We start from the raw sequence: 22,054 nt of genomic DNA, 5'->3' as shown, positions 1-22,054 counted from the left end.
CTAAGATTTATCGTCTGTATCCTTGCCTATTTTTTGCTCATTGTTTTTGACGATATCTTTGACGTTATCGTTATCACCTTTATCATCTTTATCAATGACAGTATCATTACTCCGCTTTGATTCTTTTTGTTCTTCTTTTAATTGCTTGAGGAGCTTTAAACCTTTTTTGCGATGCGCGTGAATCAAGGCTAGTTCGTTTGATATTTTTTCTTTGTTACCGCGCCCTTCTGCGAATTTTAATTCGAGCTTTTTCTCACGTTTACGTAATTTATCCAGCACGTGCTTTAAGCACTTAATTTTGGATTTACGTTTTCGATTTTCGACGCCAAGGTATTCATCAGCCTTATCAATTAATTCACTAATCTTCATGCTTACCCTCCTTTGCTCCCTGTTCTGTTGCTTTACGTGCGGCAATTGCCTCGGCGGTCTCCTTTTCATCAAGCATCAGACTCTTTTCAATCTCATGCAATGTTGTGTTCTGACTCTTAAACAGAATTGTGCCGATCTCTATCAGCTTGTTGGCAATGTTATTAGTATAGCTATGATCGTTCATGAGTGAGGTCGCCATCACTCCAGTGATATGTTTTTCGCGAATTAGTTGATTCATATCAGTAAAAAACTGCTTATCGGCTTCTAATACACCCACTTTCATTGCCTCAAGTGTGGCTAAAGCGGTTCTATGTTCATCAGGATCGTTCTGCAAATCAGACAATCCCCTTAAAATAGAACCCAGCCGAAAACGTATTTGGTTATATTCTGCACGAATATATGGGTTGGGATTGTTAATATAATGTGACAGATTTTTATGCAGATGCTGGATACTTTTGATGCTTTCCAGCATGGCTCTTCCCGCAGAACGTAATTCAAATACTTCATTACTTTGTTCTTGCGTCATATTCTCATTCGCCTTGCCAATAAAGTTAACGATCTCTGCATAGAGACCTTTTATTTTATTGGTATATTCTTCTTTGATATTGACCGGAATCGGTTTTCTGTGTGACTGAATAATCTCTTCTACCGGTATGTATGACTTAATATCCCTCTCTCTAAAACTCAAACCGTGACAGACAATGCCAAAATAGTATTTATAGAGGTTAAAAGTTTCTTTACGAACGGCTTCTAAGGCCATCTCAGGCAACTCCAAAGCCGCATCATTCAAATACAGAGGTTCAGCTATTTCATGTTCTTTTTCTGGTAATAATTTGGTAATGAACAAACCCAGCTTATTGATAAATGGCAACATCAAGGCGATACCGAGTAAATTAAACAAGGTATGAAATACCGCTAACTTCAAGGTGTAGTTATCACTGGCGATGCCCAATTTAATCGATAACCAATCTACTGCTGTAATCAGTTGAGCGATTAAGGTAATGGCAACTAACCCGGTGACGACATTAAAAACCAGATGCGCTATCGCCAAACGTTTACCATTGATATTCGCACTGATCGAACCGATGATGGCTGTTACAGTCGTCCCGACATTGCTTCCAATGGCAAGCGCCAAGGCGTTTTCATAGGTAATTTGCTGACTTGCCAGCGCAGTGATAATCAACACCAAAGTCGCATGGCTTGATTGCATGATTACGGTGGCGATGATTCCGATTAGGGTATAGATTAATAAGCCTTTTAATCCTGATAAGGCATAAGCGGTCAAATCAATATGCTCACGAAAGGTTTCAAACCCTTCCTTCATATAATGAATACCGAGAAATAAAAAGCCTAAACCAGCCAGGATATAGCCAATACCTTTTAACTCTTTTGGTTTTTGTAAAACCAGAATAATGCCAAATACCAACATTGGCATCGCATAGGCGGAGATATTAACTTTTAAGCCCAAACCAGCAACCAACCAGGCGCCTGTTGTGGTACCCAGATTGGCACCAAAAATAATGCCAATACCAGACGCTAGCGTGATCAAACCCGCAGACAAGAAAGAAATGGTGATGACCGAAACCAATGAGCTAGATTGCATGAGCGTGGTCGTCACCACACCAAAACTCATGCTCTTCCATAAACCATTGGTGGTTTTATTCAGGATTTTTTCTAATAACCCTCCGGTGAAAGCTTTGAAGCCCTCTTCCAGAGACAGCATGCCAAACAAAAATATGGCCACGCCCGCAGTAATCTCTTTCAGGTTAGGACTTACCCAAAACCCGTATGACAATATAGCGAAAATACTTAGAAGCAGTATATTCCTAAACATAGAAGTGATTATTCATTACGTTTTCTATTATTTTTCTTACCCTTCTTATTCTTTAATCAAACAACTCTTACTACAATCACATAACCCTGCATCAAGCCTTTCAAAGGCTTTTTCAGCTTACTAGACTCAGATTTCAAGACTAGGGAAGCATCGCGCCTCTAATAGTGTAAAAAATCAATGCAGACAGTAATGCTGATGCGGGTACGGTAATCACCCATGCAGCCGCAATTTTCAACAACGCAGATCTTTTCACCAACTCTTGGCGATAGACCTTCTTCAAGCTTTTGGTTTCGCGTTTCGTAAACTGAGCATCAGTTTTGTTATTTTTCAGCTCTTTCAACATAATACGTTTACCCGCAACATTGGCTTTCTGGAAGTCTTCAAGAAACACTTCAACCACATGCTGCTCTGAACCTTCATGATGATCAATGATTTCATCGACCATACGCTCGTATGACTTTTTCAGGTACTCACGTAAAAAACCAACACCAAAAATACCGCCGACTGCAATATGCGTAGAACTTACGGGCAATCCTAATTGTGAGGCAATGATAACGGTTATCGAAGCTGCCATGGCAACACTGAATGCACGTAATTTATTCAATTCGGTGATTTCACTACCTACAGTACGAATTAGTTTTGGCCCAAACAATGCCAAGCCCAGGACGATACCTAATGCACCTACCATCATTACCCAGAATGGAATTGATGCTTTACTATGAATGCCACCCTGTGTGATTGAATCATTGATCGCAGCTAATGGACCCACTGCGTTGGCAACGTCATTGGCTCCGTGTGCGAAACTCAGCATGGCTGCGGCAAAAATAAGCGGTATGGTAAACAGGCTATTGATAGAGTCTTTCTCGTTTTCGAGCTTATCAGCCGCCTTAATAATTAGAGGCTTTATAATAAAATAGATCGCTAGTGCGATGAAAAAACCCATGACAAAAGCCATCAGGAAATCTACTTTCCAGAGTTTTTTCAGACCTTTCATAATTAAATAGGTAGAAAAACTCCACGCCATTAATGACAACAACAGCGGAACGATCTTTTTCGCCGCTAAAATTTTGTCGTCTTTATAGGTAATGGTATGTTTTATAAAGTACAAAAATCCTGCGGCTATCAAACCTCCCAGCACCGGAGATATAACCCAACTAGAAGCGATAGCAGCCATCTTGTCCCAGTTAACAATTCCCCAACCACCGGCAGCTATACCAGCCCCCATTACCCCACCAACAATTGAGTGAGTTGTCGATACCGGGGCGCCCACCGAGGTCGCAAAGTTTAGCCACACTGCACCCGCCAGTAATGCCGCCATCATCAGCCAGATAAAGACATTGCTGTCCTGAATAATATCGGGGTTTATAATACCTTTTTTGATGGTACTGACCACATCGCCACCGGCTATCAATGCCCCTGCAGCTTCAAATACACCTGCAATCAAAATGGCCCCAACCAGTGTCAAAGCTTTCGAACCAACCGCTGGGCCTACATTATTAGCAACATCATTCGCACCAATATTTAAAGCCATATAACCACCGATCATCGCTGCCACGATTAACATGATTCGATGCGGCACATCAGGAATATTAAAATGGGTATAGAGCATAATACCAATCATAAATACCAACACGATAGCCATGCGCAGTGATTCACTTTTACTGAAGCCCGTGTTTTCTTCAATTTTATTTATGCTCGACAAATCCATACAGTTATTCCTGTCATTGATGCTTTTGGCATCAACTTCTGATTACCATTAAGGGGAAATAAATCACGCTTTTAGAAAAGCGAAATTCTCATAGACTTAGTAATACACACCCATTCTTCTTCCTTAAACTAAATATGTCGAATGAATGTCTACTGATTACATTTATAGATCATGTTAAGGCTTATGTAAAAGCAATTCTCATCATTTATGACCTATATCAACAGTGATAGTATTTGACATCTAAATAACTATTTTAATAGCAAAATTTGTCTACTTATTTACCGACATATTTTATGTATTTTGTCGGCATAAAATAGATAGAAAGTTATGAGGTATGGATTTCATAAAGAGACTTTAAATAAGAGACGAGAACGAGTAGATAAAAACCTTTTACAAAAAAAAGGAGCCACTAAATGTGTCTCCTTTTTATATATAGTAATTAAATGAGGAAATGCGTTATTCAGGAACACCCTGCCATAACATCTCATAACCTAATTCATGAGTGTCATCACAGAAGGTTGCTAACTCATCAAACTTCTCTTTGAACAGTTTGTCAGCATGTGATTTTTCATGTTGCTCAAACGATTTCCAGTAAGTAATGATAGCAACTTCACCTGTCTTCACTTTCTCTGCTTTTTCTTTTTCGGCTGATGACTCAGCACCTACCGAACCTTCTTCTGAGATAAACCCAGCGTATTTAAAAACCTGACCACCGATAAAACCGCCTTTATCATCGCCATAGTTATTTTTAACTACATTGCACATTTCGCCGAGGGTTAACTCAACATCCTCAATACTAACGCCCTCTTTCAGGTCTACGACATTAAATAGCATGACGCAGCCAAAAGGTATTTCAATCGGGTGAAACATAGTTTTCTCCTGTTAATCTAATGAGTTATTGTTACTTATAAGATGGGGTAAAAATGATTAATTTCAATCTACTGCTTAGGGAATTTGTAGAAACTATCGTTCAGGTATTCGGTGATCTCTTCCATGTCTTCATCAAACAGAGACGTACCTAAATTGGCATCACACATTCTCACCATTGACCCCAGACCTTTAAAATCCTTGATGCGGCGATCTTTGCGCGTGTAGAATTTTTCGTCGTGATTACCTCGATGACAATTAAGGCAATTCTCATCGTGTAAGGCTTTACCCGACATTTCCTCATCAGCAAATGCAGATACACTGAAAGCTGATGACAATAAGAGGCTACTTAAAGCTAATGATAAAAACTTCATAAATACTCCTTAAGGCAATAAATGGGTCTAATTAGTAGTAATGCTATTTACAGACCATACCAACTATTTATTATTTTTGTATATCCCAAAATAGTCATACTTTATAAGGTAAATGTATGAACTTATTCAGATTGCCTTAGATACGAGTTTTTACGATAAGTGCGACATATTTTTGCGTCCGTGCTCTACCAGTAAATCCACACAATCGTGCAGATAGCTTTTCATAAACTTACTTTTTACATACGCCACTGTGGTCGTGGAATACGGAAAAAACTCGGATAAATCTCGCATAATAAGATCACTATCATTCTGCTCCGAATACGCCATGCGTGAGATAATTCCCGCACCAAAGCCTAACCGCACATAACTTTTGATCACGTCAGTATCTGTAGCCGCGAATGTCACATCCATCTCCAGCCCTTTTTCTTTAAAAGTCTCATGAATTTTAGTGCGACCTGTAAATCCAAACACATAGGTCAGCAGAGGAAATTCTGCAATACGCTCAAGCGTGAGCTTACCTTTTTCAAGCGGATGACCTGGCGGTACAATCAATGCATGGTTCCAGTCATAACATTTCTTTTTCACCAGATCCGCGTGTTCTGCTAATTCTTCGGTACAGACAGCGATATCGGCTTCACGCTTATGCAGCATATCGACCAATTGTGTTGGCTTTCCCTGAAGAAAGTGAATTTTAACTTTCGGGTATTTTTCACGGAATTGATTCAGCACTTCAGGCAAAAAGTATTTCGCCTGCATGTGGGTTGTTGCCAGACGTAACTCACCGACACGGGCATCACGATGGTCGTCTGCTACCGCTCTTATATTATCCATCGCCAATTCGAGTTGATCGACTTCTTTACAGATATCGAGACACAACGGGGTGGGTTCTACCAACCGTTTTCCTTTACGGATAAACAATGGCATGCCTAATTCATCTTCCAGCAAACTCAGCTGTCGACTAACCGCAGATTGCACCACATAAGTCTGCTTAGCCGCTTCGCTAATATTTAAACCGTTATTTAATAAAATTTTGAGTAATTGTAATTGTGTAATTTTCATATATCTAATTATGACATAAGGATAACGAATTATATCACTTTTATTGTTGTTTATTTTAAGAGATATTAGCTTCCACAAAATGCTGTGCAGTTAACACAGCAATTAAATCATTTATGAAAAAGCGAATTAAAGCGAGTAAATAATCATGACATTACTAAACCAACAACAAATACAGAAAGTGTCTTCAGCAGTCGAAGGCCTTAATGCGAATCAGCTTGCATGGGTGAGTGGTTATTTCTCTGGCTTATCTGCAAATGCCGATACGGGTTTACAGCATCAGATCACCGATTTATCTACTTCACAAACCAGCGCACAAACTAGCCCACAACTGCATACCGCAGAAAAAGTGACGGTATTATACGGCAGCCAAACAGGTAACAGCAAAAAAATTGCAGAGTCAGTAAGTGCCGAACTTAAAACCAAAGGCGCTGATGTTACTTTAAAGAATCTACTGGACTACAGACCGCAACAATTAAAGAAAGAACAGAAGGTTGTTCTTGTGATCAGTACTCATGGTAATGGCGAAGCACCTGATGAAGCTTTGGCTTTTTACAACTTCATCTACAGTGACCGCGCACCTAAATTAGACAATCTGGAATTTGCAGTGCTTGGTTTGGGTGATTCTAGCTATGACGACTTCTGCCAGACAGGTGTTGATGTTGATGCTAAATTTGAAGAACTTGGCGCAAAACGCTTTCATGACCGTGTCGATCTAGACCTTGATTTCGAAGTAGGCGCAAAAAGCTGGCAGCAGGAAATCGTTTCTAAATTAGATGCGCTTAACGATCAAAAAACAGAATCGAATGACGCTCAGCATGTCGTTATCGACATCAATAGCAAACAAGCGATTAATACTGCTGAGACACAAAGCTGGAGCGAAGCAAATCCGTATCACGCTGAGATTTTAGCGATTACAAACCTGACCACAGATGATTCTGAGCAAGATGCTTACCACATCGAAATCTCAACAGAAGCTGAAGGTCTACGCTACGAACCAGGCGATATCATTGCGATTCTGCCAGAAAACAATACTGAACTGGTTGATGCAATCATCAAACAATTAGATGCAAGTGAAACCGAGTTGGTGACTGTTTCAGGCGATACAAGCTCATTACGCAATGCCCTAACGCATAAATTAGAAATCGCGAATCTTACGGCTAAAGTTGTAAAATCTTATGCTGAGTTAGTAAGCAACGAACCACTAAATGCGCTTACTGCAGATAAAGAACAATTGAAGCAATACCTTCACGGTTCTGACCTGCTCGACTTATTACAAGATTACCCGGGAGAGGTTGCGACGGCAGACTTGTTAAATATTTTACGTCCGCTGTTCTCTCGTCAGTATTCAATTGCCAGCAGTGAGCAAGTGCATACCGAAGAAGCACATATTTTAATCAAGCCTGTCTATTATGATCACAACGATAGAAAGCACCTTGGTGTCTCGTCTAACTGGTTAATCGACAAACAAGCTGGCGATACAATCCCGGTTCACATCAAGCCTAATAGCGGATTTTCATTACCTGAAAGCAATGAAGACAAGATCATCATGATTGGTGCAGGCACCGGTGTTGCGCCTTATAGAAGCTTTTTGTACGAACGTGAAGCACGTGAAGCGAAAGGCAATAGCTGGTTATTCTTTGGTGAGCAACGCTTCCAGAGTGACTTCCTCTACCAAACAGATTGGCAGCACTTCTTGAAGAATGGCACATTAGAAAAAATGAATGTTGCTTTCTCTCGAGATCAACAAGAGAAAATCTATATTCAGGACAAGCTACTAGAAGAATCAGCACAAGTGTTTGAATGGATTGAGCAAGGCGCGACGCTATATGTCTGTGGTGATATCGACAGACTGGCACAAGGTGTTCACGACACGCTTCACAAAATCATTAGTAAACACTCAGGTTTAGATGACGACGGTGTAAACAACTATATCGATCAGTTAAAGATCAATAAAAAGTACCAGCGCGACGTTTACTAACAGATAAAAAATGTATTAGGCACCCCCCTACTTACAGGGGGTTTTTTATTAAAAGCTAAAAACAACGAATAAACAGGAACAGGATTAATCATATTGAAAAAACATCAGCACTATTAACCACTCACTCATTGATTGAGTGATCAGCAGATACAAGCTGACACGTTAATACTGATATCGCTGAAATACTCCGTATGATTTAACACAAAACAATGAAAAATGTATTAGACCCAAGCAAAGAAATCATCAAACACCAGGGCGTGTTAATCAATGACAGCACCCCAGTGGAAGTTGCGAAAGATAAAGGTAACTACCTTCGTGGAACCTTAGTCGATACCTTTGCCGATCAAATAACAGGATCGATTCCCGCAGAAGACACTTACCTACTCAAGTTTCACGGCACCTATCAACAAGACGATAGAGACCAGCGAATCGGGCGTCAGGAAAAGAAATTAGAACCTGCTTATTCATTCATGATTCGCGTCAGAATTCCTGGTGGCGATTTAACTTCGGATGCATGGCTTGCACTCGATGCGATCAGTGACGAGTACGGCAATAAAGATTTCAAATTGACTACGCGTCAAGCGGTGCAGTTTCATGGAATCATCAAGTTTGATTTAAAGCAGACAATCAAAGCGATGGATAAAGCATTACTCGACAGCATTGCTGGCTGTGGTGATGTCAATCGAAACGTCATGTGTGATCCTGATCCTACGCAATCCAAAATTCATGCGCAGGTCTTCCCATGGGCGAAAAAAATCAGCGAACACCTATTACCTAAATCTCGCGCTTATCATGAAATCTGGTTAGATGAAGGTAATGGTGAAGGCAAAAAACAGGTTAATGCACCCGAGCCTGAAGAAACCGTTGAACCGCTTTACGGAAAACTCTATCTACCGAAAAAATTCAAAATTGGTATAGCGATTCCACCAAATAACGACAGTGATATCTACACCAATGATGTGGGCATCGTCGCTATCGTCAAAGATGAAGTGCTGCAAGGTTTCAATATTGCCGTCGGTGGTGGCCTGGCGATGACGTTTGGTCGCACAGAAACTTACCCACGACTGGCAACCGATATTGCCTATGTAAAACCAGAGCAATTACTTGAAGTCGTTACCACAATCGTAGAAATTCAACGCGATTATGGTGATCGCACAGATCGCAGTCAGGCGCGTTTAAAATACACCATCGACCGCATGGGTTTAGACACATTCCAAACCATGTTGATCGAACGTCTTGGTTACGAGCTTGATGCACCTAAGCCGGTTGAATTCAAAACGTCAGCAGATAACTTTGGCTGGCATAAAGCGACCAATGATAAATGGCACTTACTATGTTTTGTTGAACATGGTCGCGTACAAAACGTCGAAGGCTCTCAACAAAAACAAGCCTTAAAAGAAATCGCTGAACTCGGTGTGTGTAAATTCAGACTCACGGGTAATCAGCACGTATTGCTCGTCGATATCGAAGAAAACGACAAAGACAAAATTGAAGCGATCTTCACCAAATATGGTTTATCCGCTGATGCCAGTCACCTAAGTGGACTGCGCCGCAATGCGATTGCCTGTGTTGCACTAAACACCTGTCCGTTAGCAATGGCAGAAGCAGAAAGATACTTACCTAGTTTAATCACTAAAATAGAACCCATTCTAGAAAAGAATGGTTTGATTGATGATGAGATTAAATTCCGTATGACAGGCTGCCCGAATGGCTGTGGTCGTTCGGTAATGGGTGAGATCGGATTTATCGGTAAATCATTGGGTCGATACAATGTGTATCTCGGCTCAAGCCATCAGGGTGATCGACTCAGTAAACTCTATAAAGAAAATCTGGATGAGAAACAAATCCTCGAAGAGATGGATCTATTACTCACCGATTATGCTAACAATAGAAATAAGGGCGAACACTTTGGTGATTATGTCATCAGAGCAGAATACGTCAAAGCAACAACACAAGGTCTAGATTTCCACGATTAATTCTTCTTCTCCTTGAGGATGATACTTAGTTAAATCTAAGATTGCGCTTATCCGTTATTACACATTATGTAATAACGGATAAGCCTTTATTATTATATTAAAGACCACCCCCCTACTTTTAGGGTGTTTTTTAGTAACAACTCCATCTCTTTTATTTCTAATACCTTGAGAAGACTCTAAAGACATAAGCCATTATCATACTTACCCACTTTTCTAATCATCTCGGCTTTACTCGGTTCTACACGACGACCCGATAACTCCGATGAAATCGTTCTGACCACCAGTTGATCCAATCGTGTCACCACATAACATGCCACATTCGGTTCTTGGTGTTTGTTACCCACACCCGAATCATCCGTTAAAAATTGATAGCGACCGTTACTGATTAAGGCAATATGTCGCATCAGATATTCTGCTTCATCCTTAACGCCACTGGCACCCAGTGGATAAATTCGTATCCCTTTTTGATGAGCAATTTTAGCGGCACTAAAGGCTTTGTTTACACCGTTAATATGCGCGGGCGCATCTGCAATCAAGAACATCAATCTCGCGCGATTTCCTTTACCCCAATCTGCATTTACACCTTTTTCAACGGCCGCATCTAAAGCTTCCGGGTAGTCACCACCGCCATTTGCATTTTGCTTCTTAAGTAGTGTTTCCATTACAGATAATGAGTTCTGGAATTTATAATGACGTACCACATATTGATCACCCACATCTCGATAAACAATTAAACCATAGCGAATGCTAGTTTCTGGATGTAACCGTTTAACACGATTAATAATGCTTTTAAGCTCAGATTTAATATAGCTCAACTCATCCTGCATACTGCCTGTGGTATCAATAACAAACATCAGATCAAGTCCTTTAGGTAGTGTATTTTGCTGTCCTGTTAGAGTGATTTTTTGTACACCTGTTTTTCTAGTATTGATGACGGTTGTTTTAAGCGCTCGACTACGTTGTGAATCATTTGATAACAAGGTTACTGTTAATTTTGAAGAATCGAGTTGAGGGATTTCATAACCAGGGTATAAATAGAAGTGGCCATCGCTACGCGTATAGTAAGTTTGTCCCGCAATTTTTAAATGCACATTACTCAATCCTCTACCTGTGGTATCCACCACCTGTAAATGAATCACACCCTTATCAATAACCGAAGGGTATTGAGCAAGATTACCATTGCCATTTTGTTTATCTTTAACTCGCTTTGCGTAGCGTATGAAGTCTTTAAAATTTAAATTATCATCAATTTCACCCGCCGTAAGAAGACCTGACTGAGGTATATGCGAAGGACGACTGGGCTTCTTTGTTAAGCCAGACGAACTCGAAGAAGAAGATGATGATTTTGCAGCTACCCTGACCGATGGAGCAGATAAAGTTTTTGCAGAAGAAGGGGAAGACGCTACAGGAGCGGGAGCCGGCCTAGGTGCTGGTGCAGGCTCCAAAACAGGTTTAGAAACGTCACTCCCTTTATTTTTTGTCGCGGAAGATGTAGAAGTTGTAGAAACACTTGTACATGCAGAAAGTAAAACAGAGAAAAACACGAGTAGAAAAAAACGTAACAGCATTACAGCTCCCCTTAATTTGTATAGTTATTCATGAGTATAAAAAAGTTATATTCTGAATATCATTAAAAAACAACCATTCATTGAGTTGTCTATGATGACTGTCAATATCAAGAAACGGCATCAGCTTTTCTCTTCCCGTAATAAAATAAATAATTAGAAATGAATCGATCCAAAGTCACCCCCCTACTTACAGGCCTTTTTTTATTTTGTTCGTTCCTTTTTTATTCATTTTTTCCTCCCCAGCACTATTATCAAGGCTTATACCCTTATCTAAAAGTTAGATACATAAATCTAATTATATCGTTTTAACTGATGATAAATTTAAATGATAATAGCATTCATGCACTGAATACCGTTATTAATAAGCACTTTTCAGTACAAACATAATCATTAATTTTTAGGAGACATCATGTCAATCAACATTGAACAATTAAATGCCGAAGTGACAGGCAAATCACCACAGGAAATTATCAAAGCGGTATTAGCTGCTGATTCAAACGCGTTTGTGACTACAAATTTCAGCCCGTATGAAACCGTCATTTTACACATGCTCACACAAGTTAAACCCGATATTCCTGTGGTATGGATTGACTCTGGTTTAAACAAGCCAGAAACCTACGAATTTGCAGAAACCGCAATCGAAGAATTAAACCTAAATGTATCTGTATATACACCAACAGTAACGGCTGTACGTTTAGAATCTGTATTCGGCGGCATCCCAACAATTGATGATGAGCGTCACGCAGAATTCACCAAGCAATTCAAGTTAGAGCCCTTCCAGCGCGCGATGAATTCACAAACAGATAAAGTCTGGTTTACCGCAGTACGCCGTGAACAAACAGCAGTCCGCGCAGACATGGAATACGTTGATAATGGCCCATTTGGTTTAACCAAGATAGCGCCTTTACTCGATTGGACATTAGAACAGATGGACGCCTATATCGAGAAGTACAACCTACCTAACGAAACAAACTACTTCGATCCGACCAAAGCAGAAGGCGATCGCGAATGTGGTTTACACACTTTAAAGGTAGAAGACCAGCCAATAGAAAACGCGGCGTAGTCAAAAAACATACACCACAGTAAAAACAAATCACCCCTTGGCAATCACTATTTGCCAAGGGGTATCAGCAAAATCCGGAAGGGCAATATGCAAGAAATCATCTTTGTAAAAAAGAAACTGGCAACCGGCGAATGGTGCGCTAAATGTATCGATGTATCTAATCGTTTAGAAAAAGATGGCACATTACGATATATAGATCGCATCGTGGTTGCGGACGTGAACGATGCGCAATCAGAAGGCATTCAATTAGCCTTAAAACATAATATGGATCGTGCGCCATTTTTTATCGTGACAGATTCAAATACCACCCAGATATTCGATGTGTATTTCAAATTCAAACGTCACATGCAACGATTTGCCACAGCGGCTTAATTAATCTTAAGCGTTGCTTTGGTTGTTAAATAAAACAACCTACAAGCAAGATCAGGATATCTGGTTATTTGCATCGGAATGCTGTCTACTAACTGTTACTTTCTGTTTTGTAATCCAAAGGTGTAACAACAATGGCGACCCATCATGCGAAATCCGGCGAACTCGTAGACCTTAAAACCTGGGCGAATGATTTAAAAAAAGAACAATCCAAAGCCATTACAAAAACCAAAGGTTTGGAGATTGCTCGCATTGTGATTGAAGCAGGCGCAGATATGCATCACTCAGATTATTGCAGCGTAGCCGGTGCAACCGTATTTCAATGTATTGAAGGGCACGTGATATTGAAATTGCCTGATGAAGAAATCTCCATCCAACAAGGTCAATTAGTGTATCTGGATGCGGGTGTAAAACACGCCTTGAGTGGCGTACAGAAATCAGTTGTTTTACTCACTATCGTTTTATAAAGAACAGGCTTACTGCTATTCTCAATACGCTTATCAAGATAGATGAGTATTATACTAACTGGACCGCCGTTGTTGCTGAGGGCATTACTTAAAATTACTACTTAGTTACTTGTTACTATTTTCAGCTGTTTACTTGTCTTAGAACAAACAGTCTAAGACTGCTTAAACAATATTAAGCAGCTTTAGGTGTTCTAGGCATCTGTGGCGCTTCTGTAACAGCTTCTTTAGCTTTTAGTGTAGTTACATTATCAGGGATAAGCTTAGAAACTTCTTCTGCTTTCCAAGGGTATGCGTTTACGCCAATTTCCAATAACGCTCTTGAAATACCTAAATCAGCTAATTGCTTATCAGATAACAAACGTAATTCCTGTGCTGTACGTGCATAACCAGAAAGTCTCATGCCTTCATTGATGCCACCGACTAAACTACTTAATCCGTTTACTATTTTTCCTACTATCATTGTGTTTACCTCTTAAATTGTTTTCAAATTATTTTAATATTCGAATGCGCAAACCATTTTGCGTTTCGATGTGTCAATTTTAGAGTTTTAAGAGAACTTCACAAGCGAGTTAATATTGCCTGATTGTATAGTTTTGCTAACCAATAGTAATTATTAGGATGCTGTAATTATTTGTTTTTATTATTTTATTCCAATACGCTTTTTTGAAGTGGCGTATTTTCGAAGTGCGCGTACTTTAGTAAATTTTCGCCTTCACCGCCAGTAAAATTTCACAAAAAAATCGCAGCATGTAACATCAATTTTCGACATTACACCCTGCGATTATTTCCTCCGTTTTTAACAACAATTAACTACAATTAACTGTAATCAACGTTAATTAACTGTAATTGACCGTAAGAACAGAACATCAGTTAATCAACCGACTTCTTAAATCGTGCGAGCACCTCCTCGGCTCTCTTCTTGTTAATCTCTTGTGAACTTGGCTCACCGCGAATATGTGATTCGATATTCTGCATCGCCAGCATTTTGTCATCGAAATTTTCATGCTTCAGCTTAATCCGATCCAGTGACTCCTGCATTCGCGAAAACGTATGGCTGTGTTTATTCGCATGTACCGAAATCTTACCGACACTCTTTTGCGTCTCCTCAACCGCTCTCGCCATGTTCAACTCATTCCGGTATTTCGACAACGTAAACGCCGTGCGCTTTAACGCCTGTAGCAGATTCGTCTCATAATCCTGTAGCTGATCATGTTGCTGTTGCTGCGTTTTCACCCAGGTTTCAAGCTGCGCCAACTCCTCTGCCAGTAACAATGCCGAAGCCTCATCACCCTGCTCTAGCGACTCGCGAATTTCCTGTTCTTTATTTGCGACTCGCTGTTTCTGCGCATCGAGTTTGCGTTTAATGCTGAGCTTTTCCGCCACCACATTCGACAAATGTAATTTAGACTCCTTAAGGCTCGCCTCGCATTCGTAAATCTCCTGCGACAAAATTCGAAGTGATTGCGCATCAACCGCATTTTCCAACACTTCCCGAGTACCACCGCGAGCGGCAGTCGATAATTTCTGTATAAATTCAAACATAATCAACCCTCCTATTCCGCGTATTCTTTAAGAATTTTATTGGTCTTCGCTTCACTGATTTTACGATTAATACTCTGCGCCTCGTGCTCATCACGCATAGTTTTAGACATAATGATGGTCGAACTAATCAAAAATAGTGAGTTCAATGCGAGGTAGCCGCGCATTAACAAACTGCCTTCCATAAAGAAGATGAAACCCAGCATCGCTGCGATAGATATGCCGAAGGTCAATCTTACGAAAAGTAACCAGCCTGTAGAATTAGATTGAAGTGATTGTAATGTAGCAGTACTCATGATCTTTCCTCTTTTGCTTTAAAAAGTATTTCGTTTTGTTTGTTAATAACTGTTTTATTAACTTTGTTTTTTAACGTTGTTTTGAACTTAGTTTTAACGTTGTTATTAATGCAAAGTTACAAGTCCGAATGTGTATGTCCCTGTAACTGGAAACGAAGATTAGAGAAAGGTATTACAATCGACAATAATTCTAATAAAAAGAGTGATAAGCGCACCTATGAGTATTAATTAGTGATACTTAAAGTCGATTTGGGGAAATATGAGTGTGAGAATAACTAGATCTGACTAAGTCTATAAAGATAAAGTCACCCCCCTACTTTAGGGCACTTTTTTCTAATTTATAAAAATTCAGGCTTAGGTTATAAGTCGAAATATTTCAGTAAATGAATGCTTAAATGAATGAGAATAATTTCTCACAATAGTCTTGAAAGGTACCTGCTTATTCTTAATAGCTATTCTTTACGACCAAAACAAGTTATTCCGTATAGTAAGATAATTTAACGCCTGACTATTATAAACATCCAGCTATAGCGTCATTAGCACTCATAAATTGAGCTAATCCGTATAGTAAGATATTATTTGGGTCTGTATAATAAGCTGTTATGTGATATGAGGTAAAAATGGCAGAAATTGAAAATCCAAATTTTCTAAAAGGACATAATTTAAACCTCAAACAAATACGTCTAGATATCTATCGATTAGCTTGTTATTTCGAAGCAAATAAATCATTTGCTAATCAAAATGTTGAATCAAATCAAGATCTCTGCATAAATAGGCTACCTCGAGAATTCCTAGAGGATGAAGTAAGTCGCATTTTACTACAAAGCGCAATAATTATTAGGATATTGGATGATGAGTCGGAAGCAGATAAAGAAGAAAAAAATCCGTTTTATTGTGGTGAGTTATTGTTTAAAAACTCGACACAACAGCTTTCACTAAGAGAAGCATGCAATAAGATTGTTCATGGCCAACAGATCAACTTTGACATTGAAGAGCTAAACGGACACTCTTACCTTAAACCCATAGTATATTTGTATGGCTATCAGGGGAAAAATGACTGGAAAGCAACACTCCAAATACAGCAATTTGTTGATCATGGAGCAAGGCTACTTACTGCTAGAACACTTAATGAGTTCTTAGAATGGGAAGGCAAATACGGCAGCACATAACAAATTGCTGCATCGGAAAAACTACTCGCTGACGCTCGCATTTTTCCGCTGAGCAAGCCGTTAGCCTGACCTTATTCACCAACATCACTGGAACTAAATATACAATGACAAGTAACAACTTTTATCTAGATCATACTTTTAATGCCGAGTTACTAGAAATTGGAACTGAGCTACTTGATGGACAGAAAGGAGTTCTTAAAAGGAATAAAGAGGAATATATTGAACATGCCAAAAAGTGGTTTGAAGAAAAAAAGAAGGAAATAATTGGTATTCTTTGTAGTAAACAAGAATTTATTGAAGAGCAAAGTGACTTAAACATTGCTGTTGCAGACCTAATTTCTTCAATTGTAATTGGAGTTGCTCCAATAACTGTTGCAAAACTTATAACAAAGGTTGGACTAGACAAATTATGTAATAGCGAAAAGTAAATCAATATGTCTAAATCTATAGATTATATTAATGAACAGCAAAAGTTATATTCGTTAGAAGAAGATAAACTACTAAACCTATATGACACAGATAAAGAAGCTTTCAAAGACGTATTAACCGATATAAATACAAATATTATATCGGAAGCTTTTAAATATAAAACAAAATCTAAAAATGAAAATATTGAAATTGCGAAGTCCGTAAGTAATAACATGATTGATTTTTTAAACTTGCATAGAAAAAATATTCCGGATAGGCAAGACCTAGGTGAGTACAAGATACTTCATGATTTGATTAAAACTATCAAAAAGAAAAACCAAATAACAACCCAGTTCCCGAATTTCTTCTCACTACCCATCGGGTCACCGAATGCATTTTCTATACCTGTACCTAAGTCTGAGGAATATGTAATAGCATTTCAGTCAGGATTGTTTAATTTCTTAAGAGAAATTAGCCAAATTGTAGCTAATAGTATTCCATATGAAAAAATCACAAAACAACACATTAATTATATAAAAAACAATAATTTAGATATTTCCCAGATTAGTTATTCAAAAATTTATAGTATTTCTAAAGATAATCAAGAAGCCTTTAATTATCTTATTAGTAGTTATCTCTGTAAGGGGGAAGTCTCTCATAATAAATTGTCCTATAATTCTCTACCAGCAAAAATTGATTCAGGGGCAATACTAATAACAGCTGAATATTTTATACTTTGCCATGAATATGCTCATATATTATTGGGGCACTTAAAAGATTCCCCCAAGGAAAATGTTAAAGAATTAAACTTTGATCATATTTCTAGGAGCCATCAACAAGAAATCGAGGCCGATGTACTTGCATTACAAATGTCATTAAAATGTAACGATGGTGAGTTATTTATCCCAGACTTCTTCATGGGTGTTGAAGTTTTTTTAACCAGTATAGACATACTCTATAAAATCTTGGGCTTTCAATTTAAGGGAAGTTTATTTACAACACTAAAGTCACCATCTCATCCATATCCTATGACTAGAATTGGAGTTTTAAGACATATGATAAAGAACAATACTAAAAATGGTAAAAATGGAGATGCTGAAACAATATTTGAGATACTTTGGTGGGGCAGTGTAGCTCACAACACTACAAATAGCCTTTTATTTAATGAGCAAACACTTAACTTGTTAAAAGATATTCGTAAACATAAATCGCTACATAAAACATGGAGCTCATATAATAAAAAAGATTTTATTTTTGAATTTCAAATCCCATTTTATTCTTTTATCAAAAGTGTAAAAAGTAAGTTCGGCTTTGATTTTAACGGCTAACAAGTGACTGTGGTTCCAAGTCATTTCATCGAAAAAAATATTTACTCACCCTCACCATTTCCTCTGAGCAAGACGTTATAGAATCTCAGGAAAATCACCTAATGCATAAACTAATAACAGATCACTTAATATACATACCCTGCTATGACTGTAGATAAACATTTACTGACCTCTTTCTTATTATCATCAGACAAGAAAGATTATTTTGAGCCTAAAATATCAATTCTTGAGTTTAAAAAGCTGGTAGATGACATTGCACTTTGTGAATCAAATACTGAGTCTGAGCTTGTAGAGATAGGTGACAACTTATTAAAAATTCAATTTAAGGCTAAAGACGCTTTATCAGGTCAAGATATTCCAAACTCATTTACAATTTCATATTTCAAGCATGAAGAAAAGTACCATGCATTCTTGCAGACACATGATCGTGGCCCAGTGCACATATTTGATGAGCAACGATTTATCCCATCATCTCAAATAGTGGATATAGTTAAATACTTAGCTAATCAATGCGGTAAACAACGGTAAAAACGTACAACCATTTCACCTTGCACTAAACAGTACTTCGCCCATTTAAATAAACGCTTTATTTCCAATAATTAATTTCTGTTAGTAGCATCCAGTTACTATACTCTTATGTTTTTGAATGTGCGTATTTAGCAACCGTTAACACGCGTTTCATAGAGTAAGCACATAAGCTTCAGTTAAACCTTGCGCCAAGCGCAGTATCGGAATTCCATCATGAGCCCCAAAAAACGTCGCGTTCTGCAAGCTATCTTGTATGAAGTCTTTGCTATTGCCTTTGTTGGCCCGATTCTGAGTCTCGTTTTCGATAAATCCTCGGCTTCAACCTTTGGTCTCGCCTTTGTTTTATCCAGCGTTGCACTCGCCTGGAACTATGTGTTCAATGCATTGTTTGAGCGCTGGGAGTCTCGTCAAACGGTTAAAGGGCGATCATTTATGAGACGTTTGATTCATGGTACTGGCTTCGAAGGTGGCCTCGTTATTATGCTGGTTCCGGTTATGGCTTATTGGTTGGATATTTCAGCGCTCAGTGCGTTTGTGGCGAACCTTGGTTTATTCGTGTTCTTCTTTATCTATGCCATTGTTTTCACATGGGCCTTCGATCGCGTTTTTGGACTGCCTGCATCTGCAGAAAAGCAAGGTGACACTAAGCTTTAAATCTATAATTGGGTTTTATTGTTATATTGGCACCCCCCTACTTTGAGGCGTTTTTTGTTAGACTCATCTAAACCCTGAATTAGAAACCAAAGGAGCACAACAATGAGTCATACCACGGTCAACGGCATTACGCCTTTTCTGCCTGCTAAAGACTTTGATTTATCGTTGCGTTTTTATAAGGATCTGGGGTTTGTTGAAGTCGCTAAAATTGATAATGCAGTTAGGCTAGACATGAACGGTAACAGCTTCTGGCTTCAGGATTATTATATTGAAGAATGGGCGAACAACACTATGCTGTGCCTTTATCTGGATGATTTAGCTGCTTGGTGGGAAAACGTAAAACCGCTAAATATTACGGAAAACTACGAGGGCAAAGCCAAGGTATTTGCAGAACCGCATGAACAGGAAGGTGGTCAAATGATGCAGATTGGCGACCCTGCTGGGGTGTTGTGGCATATCAGGGAAGGTAGTTAGATTTTTTTAATCAGGTTTTTACAACGCATTTTCAAACCAAGCCATAGGACATAAAGTCACAGCAAAAACACTTTATGCTGGACTCATAAACGCTCAGCTTTTAGCATTAGCTTCTATCTCACACATTCAATATAAATGAGTTTTCAAATTTAGAAATATTATAAGGACATCGATATGGTTACCTCTATCATTCTATTAAAAGTAAAAAGAAAAAAAGTAAACGAAGTGGCTGAGCAGTTGGCAGATATTCCGGGCGTTTCTGAAGTGTATTCTGTAACCGGTAAGTATGATCTTGTGGTGATGATTCGCGTAAAAACCAATGACGATCTTGCGGAGCTTGTAACAGGCAATCTTGTGAACGTGGATGGGGTTAAAAAGACCGATACCATGCTGTCGTTTAAAGCCTTCTCAAAGCATGATCTGGATTCTATGTTCTCTATGTAAACCAACCCGACCTAGTGAACATAGTGAAGAACTTATTGAAGGACTTATTTAAGAGCATGGCGAAACACATAGCAGTACTCATAGCCTTCTTGTTGTTTAGCCCTGGCCTGTTTGCGACACCCACATCCGCGAAAGAAACAGCAGCAGACTTGCTCACCATTGGCTTTAAACATGCTGGAGGCATTGATTATTCTACAAAGTGTCTTCTGGAAAATGTATCAAAAGCATTCCCTGGTTTTATCGTAGAACCCGCTGTTTTTGATGATACCTACAGAGAGGATGCGAAAGGTTTTCATGTGCGCCTAGGGTCGAATCCTGACCCTGTATTTTCACTTAGTTGTGTTGATGTGGATGAGGGCAAGGAATCCGGTTCTACTTACGCTGGGGCAGAGAATAAATCCGGCGAATATGTTTTTTTAGTGCGCACGCGTAATAGTTTGGTTAAAGGGCCTGCTAACGCCATCGTGGGTAAAACAACCTTTGCTGAAATGAGAGATGTCCCCTGGGGTACAGGGGTTGATAGAGGCTGTTCCTTTGGTCAAAATGGAATGAAGAACACCATGGTTTGTTTAGGTGGAAATTTCAGAGCGTTATTCGTGTCACCCGTTGATTATAAGAAACCACTAAGACGCGCTCGACCAAAAATCATCGATAAAGCCGTTTTGTCTGAGCTGACGTATTGGCCAGGTTTTAAGGATAACTGAAGTCACTATTTATTAACTAACTAACTAACGAGCGTTGCCAACACGAAAGGATCTAGAGTTCTATGGATTACATTAAAGGAATAGCGCTTGCGATCGTCTTTATCGTATATACAGTAACCCCAACTTTATTGTTTATCATCCTATCGGTTCAATTCAAAAAATACCTACCCACACGTAGTTTTGTGTTGTTAGTCATATCGACGTTGCTGATTGCTTTTTTATCTGCGCTTAAAGTTGGCAGTTTAGTCTTCCCGATGATGAACAGAAATAATATGGAATTGATTGCAGAATATGTACAGATTTCATCAATTGCCGGGACGGTCAGTAGCTTTTTACTGTTGATTATCATCGCTATTTTATTGTTCCAACTGAAAGGACTGATTGCCAGTAATCAAAAATCAGGTGACTGAAATGAGCAATAATTTTGATCCATGTGTCATTGAAAAATCTCCCATTAATGGAAATTTCACACTCTGGCTTCCCGAACAAGAAGGCATTGTCGAGTGGCTAGAACAAAAGCACCAACACTCTCAAGGTCATATTTGGCACGGTGTAATATGTGCGTTTTATGAAACTCGACAATTAAGCCTAAGCGATTATTACATCGAACCAGAAGGTGATGTCTTTGTCGCTTATACAAAGACAGAATCAATAGCAAATAGCATGGCTACAGTGATTTTAGAATTACTTGAGAAGAAATCACTAATGCTTGAAATGGCGGATTATGCTGAGAAACACGGTTATTATTGATTAAGTTTTCTATGCCTGAATCAATTATTTCTTGTATTAAAAAATAAAAAACCACCCCCCACCTTTAGGGCACTTTTTTATCGCCATTATTTCAATGAGATACGTCTTATTCTTACGTATATGTCCTA

General features: G+C 38.9%; 25 protein-coding genes. 15 read left to right on the top strand and 10 right to left on the bottom strand.

Annotation, left to right across the window (positions count from 1 at the left end):
* The 6 genes from OO007_RS06585 to OO007_RS06560 form a co-directional block, all read right to left on the bottom strand.
* Positions 1-369 carry a hypothetical protein gene (locus OO007_RS06585; RefSeq protein ID WP_325808202.1) on the bottom strand — a complete coding sequence of 123 codons (369 nt, stop codon included), beginning with the start codon at positions 367-369 and terminating at the stop codon, positions 1-3.
* Positions 359-2,113 carry a Na/Pi cotransporter family protein gene (locus OO007_RS06580; protein ID WP_325808201.1) on the bottom strand — a complete coding sequence of 585 codons (1,755 nt, stop codon included), beginning with the start codon at positions 2,111-2,113 and terminating at the stop codon, positions 359-361. Before OO007_RS06580 ends, OO007_RS06585 begins: the two co-directional genes overlap by 11 nt.
* A gap of 229 nt (positions 2,114-2,342) precedes the next feature.
* Positions 2,343-3,911: an inorganic phosphate transporter gene (locus tag OO007_RS06575; protein WP_131905546.1), complete on the bottom strand. Its 1,569-nt coding sequence runs from the start codon at positions 3,909-3,911 to the stop codon at positions 2,343-2,345.
* A gap of 456 nt (positions 3,912-4,367) precedes the next feature.
* Positions 4,368-4,781, bottom strand: coding sequence for a hypothetical protein (locus OO007_RS06570; protein WP_131905547.1), 414 nt, complete (start codon positions 4,779-4,781; stop codon positions 4,368-4,370).
* 68 nt (positions 4,782-4,849) lie between these two features.
* Complete coding sequence (locus tag OO007_RS06565) at positions 4,850-5,152, bottom strand: c-type cytochrome (protein WP_131905548.1); 303 nt, start codon at positions 5,150-5,152, stop codon at positions 4,850-4,852.
* Positions 5,153-5,302: 150 nt separating this feature from the next.
* Positions 5,303-6,211, bottom strand: a complete 909-nt coding sequence (locus OO007_RS06560; protein WP_131905549.1) for a LysR substrate-binding domain-containing protein — start codon at positions 6,209-6,211, stop codon at positions 5,303-5,305.
* Between the two features lie 145 nt (positions 6,212-6,356).
* Here OO007_RS06560 and OO007_RS06555 point away from each other — a divergent pair, with 145 nt between their 5' ends.
* Positions 6,357-8,189, top strand: coding sequence for an assimilatory sulfite reductase (NADPH) flavoprotein subunit (locus OO007_RS06555; RefSeq protein ID WP_325808200.1), 1,833 nt, complete (start codon positions 6,357-6,359; stop codon positions 8,187-8,189).
* 209 nt (positions 8,190-8,398) lie between these two features.
* Positions 8,399-10,165, top strand: a complete 1,767-nt coding sequence (locus OO007_RS06550) for an NADPH-dependent assimilatory sulfite reductase hemoprotein subunit (RefSeq protein ID WP_325808199.1) — start codon at positions 8,399-8,401, stop codon at positions 10,163-10,165.
* A gap of 176 nt (positions 10,166-10,341) precedes the next feature.
* Here OO007_RS06550 and OO007_RS06545 read toward each other — a convergent pair whose 3' ends face one another.
* Positions 10,342-11,733 carry a vWA domain-containing protein gene (locus OO007_RS06545; protein WP_325808198.1) on the bottom strand — a complete coding sequence of 464 codons (1,392 nt, stop codon included), beginning with the start codon at positions 11,731-11,733 and terminating at the stop codon, positions 10,342-10,344.
* A 409-nt stretch (positions 11,734-12,142) separates the two neighbouring features.
* Between OO007_RS06545 and OO007_RS06540 the strand changes: the two genes are divergently transcribed.
* The 3 genes from OO007_RS06540 to OO007_RS06530 all read left to right on the top strand — a co-directional run bounded on the left by OO007_RS06540 (position 12,143) and on the right by OO007_RS06530 (position 13,632).
* Positions 12,143-12,796 (top strand): phosphoadenosine phosphosulfate reductase domain-containing protein, encoded by a 654-nt coding sequence (locus OO007_RS06540; RefSeq protein ID WP_131905553.1) that lies wholly within the window; start codon positions 12,143-12,145, stop codon positions 12,794-12,796.
* 87 nt (positions 12,797-12,883) lie between these two features.
* Positions 12,884-13,168, top strand: a complete 285-nt coding sequence (locus OO007_RS06535) for a hypothetical protein (protein ID WP_325808197.1) — start codon at positions 12,884-12,886, stop codon at positions 13,166-13,168.
* 131 nt (positions 13,169-13,299) lie between these two features.
* Positions 13,300-13,632, top strand: a complete 333-nt coding sequence (locus tag OO007_RS06530) for a hypothetical protein (protein ID WP_325808196.1) — start codon at positions 13,300-13,302, stop codon at positions 13,630-13,632.
* Positions 13,633-13,804: 172 nt separating this feature from the next.
* Here the strand turns inward: OO007_RS06530 and OO007_RS06525 are convergent, their stop codons facing one another.
* From OO007_RS06525 to OO007_RS06515, 3 genes are all read right to left on the bottom strand, one after another.
* Positions 13,805-14,092: a DUF1127 domain-containing protein gene (locus OO007_RS06525; protein WP_325808195.1), complete on the bottom strand. Its 288-nt coding sequence runs from the start codon at positions 14,090-14,092 to the stop codon at positions 13,805-13,807.
* Positions 14,093-14,502: 410 nt separating this feature from the next.
* Positions 14,503-15,174, bottom strand: a complete 672-nt coding sequence (locus OO007_RS06520; RefSeq protein WP_325808194.1) for a PspA/IM30 family protein — start codon at positions 15,172-15,174, stop codon at positions 14,503-14,505.
* 11 nt (positions 15,175-15,185) lie between these two features.
* The gene (locus OO007_RS06515) at positions 15,186-15,467 is read right to left on the bottom strand and encodes a YiaA/YiaB family inner membrane protein (protein ID WP_131905558.1); all 282 of its coding nucleotides are present in this window, start codon (positions 15,465-15,467) and stop codon (positions 15,186-15,188) included.
* Positions 15,468-16,087: 620 nt separating this feature from the next.
* On the opposite strand from OO007_RS06515, the gene OO007_RS06510 reads away from it, so the two are divergent.
* The 10 genes from OO007_RS06510 (at position 16,088) to OO007_RS06465 (ending at position 21,926) form a co-directional block, all read left to right on the top strand.
* Positions 16,088-16,636 (top strand): hypothetical protein, encoded by a 549-nt coding sequence (locus OO007_RS06510; RefSeq protein ID WP_325808193.1) that lies wholly within the window; start codon positions 16,088-16,090, stop codon positions 16,634-16,636.
* 104 nt (positions 16,637-16,740) lie between these two features.
* The gene (locus OO007_RS06505) at positions 16,741-17,064 is read left to right on the top strand and encodes a hypothetical protein (RefSeq protein WP_325808192.1); all 324 of its coding nucleotides are present in this window, start codon (positions 16,741-16,743) and stop codon (positions 17,062-17,064) included.
* Between the two features lie 6 nt (positions 17,065-17,070).
* Positions 17,071-18,372, top strand: a complete 1,302-nt coding sequence (locus OO007_RS06500) for a hypothetical protein (RefSeq protein WP_325808191.1) — start codon at positions 17,071-17,073, stop codon at positions 18,370-18,372.
* 144 nt (positions 18,373-18,516) lie between these two features.
* Positions 18,517-18,900 carry a hypothetical protein gene (locus tag OO007_RS06495; RefSeq protein ID WP_325808190.1) on the top strand — a complete coding sequence of 128 codons (384 nt, stop codon included), beginning with the start codon at positions 18,517-18,519 and terminating at the stop codon, positions 18,898-18,900.
* Between the two features lie 213 nt (positions 18,901-19,113).
* Positions 19,114-19,554: a PACE efflux transporter gene (locus OO007_RS06490; RefSeq protein WP_325808189.1), complete on the top strand. Its 441-nt coding sequence runs from the start codon at positions 19,114-19,116 to the stop codon at positions 19,552-19,554.
* A 102-nt stretch (positions 19,555-19,656) separates the two neighbouring features.
* Entirely contained in the window at positions 19,657-20,028 is a 372-nt protein-coding gene (locus OO007_RS06485; protein WP_325808188.1) for a hypothetical protein, read from the top strand.
* Between the two features lie 174 nt (positions 20,029-20,202).
* Entirely contained in the window at positions 20,203-20,472 is a 270-nt protein-coding gene (locus OO007_RS06480) for an Lrp/AsnC family transcriptional regulator (RefSeq protein WP_131905563.1), read from the top strand.
* A gap of 56 nt (positions 20,473-20,528) precedes the next feature.
* A complete protein-coding gene (locus OO007_RS06475; protein WP_325808187.1) occupies positions 20,529-21,176 on the top strand; it encodes a hypothetical protein in 648 nt (215 codons plus the stop codon).
* Positions 21,177-21,238: 62 nt separating this feature from the next.
* Positions 21,239-21,586, top strand: coding sequence for a hypothetical protein (locus OO007_RS06470; protein WP_325808186.1), 348 nt, complete (start codon positions 21,239-21,241; stop codon positions 21,584-21,586).
* A gap of 1 nt (position 21,587) precedes the next feature.
* Positions 21,588-21,926, top strand: a complete 339-nt coding sequence (locus OO007_RS06465; protein WP_325808185.1) for a hypothetical protein — start codon at positions 21,588-21,590, stop codon at positions 21,924-21,926.
* Positions 21,927-22,054 lie beyond the last annotated feature (128 nt).

Source organism: Cocleimonas sp. KMM 6892 (assembly GCF_035798195.1).
In the GTDB taxonomy this organism is placed as follows: domain Bacteria; phylum Pseudomonadota; class Gammaproteobacteria; order Thiotrichales; family Thiotrichaceae; genus Cocleimonas; species Cocleimonas flava.
The sequence above is the reverse complement of the archived record's forward strand: the minus strand, read 5'-3'. Positions and strand labels throughout refer to the sequence as shown.

Bases quoted from the DNA above. Each gene is read 5' to 3' on its own strand.
- OO007_RS06585 (WP_325808202.1), bottom strand. From the start codon at position 369: ATGAAGATTAGTGAATTAATTGATAAGGCTGATGAATACCTTGGCGTC.
- OO007_RS06575 (WP_131905546.1), bottom strand. From the start codon at position 3,911: ATGGATTTGTCGAGCATAAATAAAATTGAAGAAAACACGGGCTTCAGT.
- OO007_RS06570 (WP_131905547.1), bottom strand. From the start codon at position 4,781: ATGTTTCACCCGATTGAAATACCTTTTGGCTGCGTCATGCTATTTAAT.
- OO007_RS06565 (WP_131905548.1), bottom strand. From the start codon at position 5,152: ATGAAGTTTTTATCATTAGCTTTAAGTAGCCTCTTATTGTCATCAGCT.
- OO007_RS06560 (WP_131905549.1), bottom strand. From the start codon at position 6,211: ATGAAAATTACACAATTACAATTACTCAAAATTTTATTAAATAACGGT.
- OO007_RS06555 (WP_325808200.1), top strand. From the start codon at position 6,357: ATGACATTACTAAACCAACAACAAATACAGAAAGTGTCTTCAGCAGTC.
- OO007_RS06550 (WP_325808199.1), top strand. From the start codon at position 8,399: ATGAAAAATGTATTAGACCCAAGCAAAGAAATCATCAAACACCAGGGC.
- OO007_RS06545 (WP_325808198.1), bottom strand. From the start codon at position 11,733: ATGCTGTTACGTTTTTTTCTACTCGTGTTTTTCTCTGTTTTACTTTCT.
- OO007_RS06540 (WP_131905553.1), top strand. From the start codon at position 12,143: ATGTCAATCAACATTGAACAATTAAATGCCGAAGTGACAGGCAAATCA.
- OO007_RS06535 (WP_325808197.1), top strand. From the start codon at position 12,884: ATGCAAGAAATCATCTTTGTAAAAAAGAAACTGGCAACCGGCGAATGG.
- OO007_RS06530 (WP_325808196.1), top strand. From the start codon at position 13,300: ATGGCGACCCATCATGCGAAATCCGGCGAACTCGTAGACCTTAAAACC.
- OO007_RS06525 (WP_325808195.1), bottom strand. From the start codon at position 14,092: ATGATAGTAGGAAAAATAGTAAACGGATTAAGTAGTTTAGTCGGTGGC.
- OO007_RS06520 (WP_325808194.1), bottom strand. From the start codon at position 15,174: ATGTTTGAATTTATACAGAAATTATCGACTGCCGCTCGCGGTGGTACT.
- OO007_RS06515 (WP_131905558.1), bottom strand. From the start codon at position 15,467: ATGAGTACTGCTACATTACAATCACTTCAATCTAATTCTACAGGCTGG.
- OO007_RS06510 (WP_325808193.1), top strand. From the start codon at position 16,088: ATGGCAGAAATTGAAAATCCAAATTTTCTAAAAGGACATAATTTAAAC.
- OO007_RS06505 (WP_325808192.1), top strand. From the start codon at position 16,741: ATGACAAGTAACAACTTTTATCTAGATCATACTTTTAATGCCGAGTTA.
- OO007_RS06500 (WP_325808191.1), top strand. From the start codon at position 17,071: ATGTCTAAATCTATAGATTATATTAATGAACAGCAAAAGTTATATTCG.
- OO007_RS06495 (WP_325808190.1), top strand. From the start codon at position 18,517: ATGACTGTAGATAAACATTTACTGACCTCTTTCTTATTATCATCAGAC.
- OO007_RS06490 (WP_325808189.1), top strand. From the start codon at position 19,114: ATGAGCCCCAAAAAACGTCGCGTTCTGCAAGCTATCTTGTATGAAGTC.
- OO007_RS06485 (WP_325808188.1), top strand. From the start codon at position 19,657: ATGAGTCATACCACGGTCAACGGCATTACGCCTTTTCTGCCTGCTAAA.
- OO007_RS06480 (WP_131905563.1), top strand. From the start codon at position 20,203: ATGGTTACCTCTATCATTCTATTAAAAGTAAAAAGAAAAAAAGTAAAC.
- OO007_RS06475 (WP_325808187.1), top strand. From the start codon at position 20,529: ATGGCGAAACACATAGCAGTACTCATAGCCTTCTTGTTGTTTAGCCCT.
- OO007_RS06470 (WP_325808186.1), top strand. From the start codon at position 21,239: ATGGATTACATTAAAGGAATAGCGCTTGCGATCGTCTTTATCGTATAT.
- OO007_RS06465 (WP_325808185.1), top strand. From the start codon at position 21,588: ATGAGCAATAATTTTGATCCATGTGTCATTGAAAAATCTCCCATTAAT.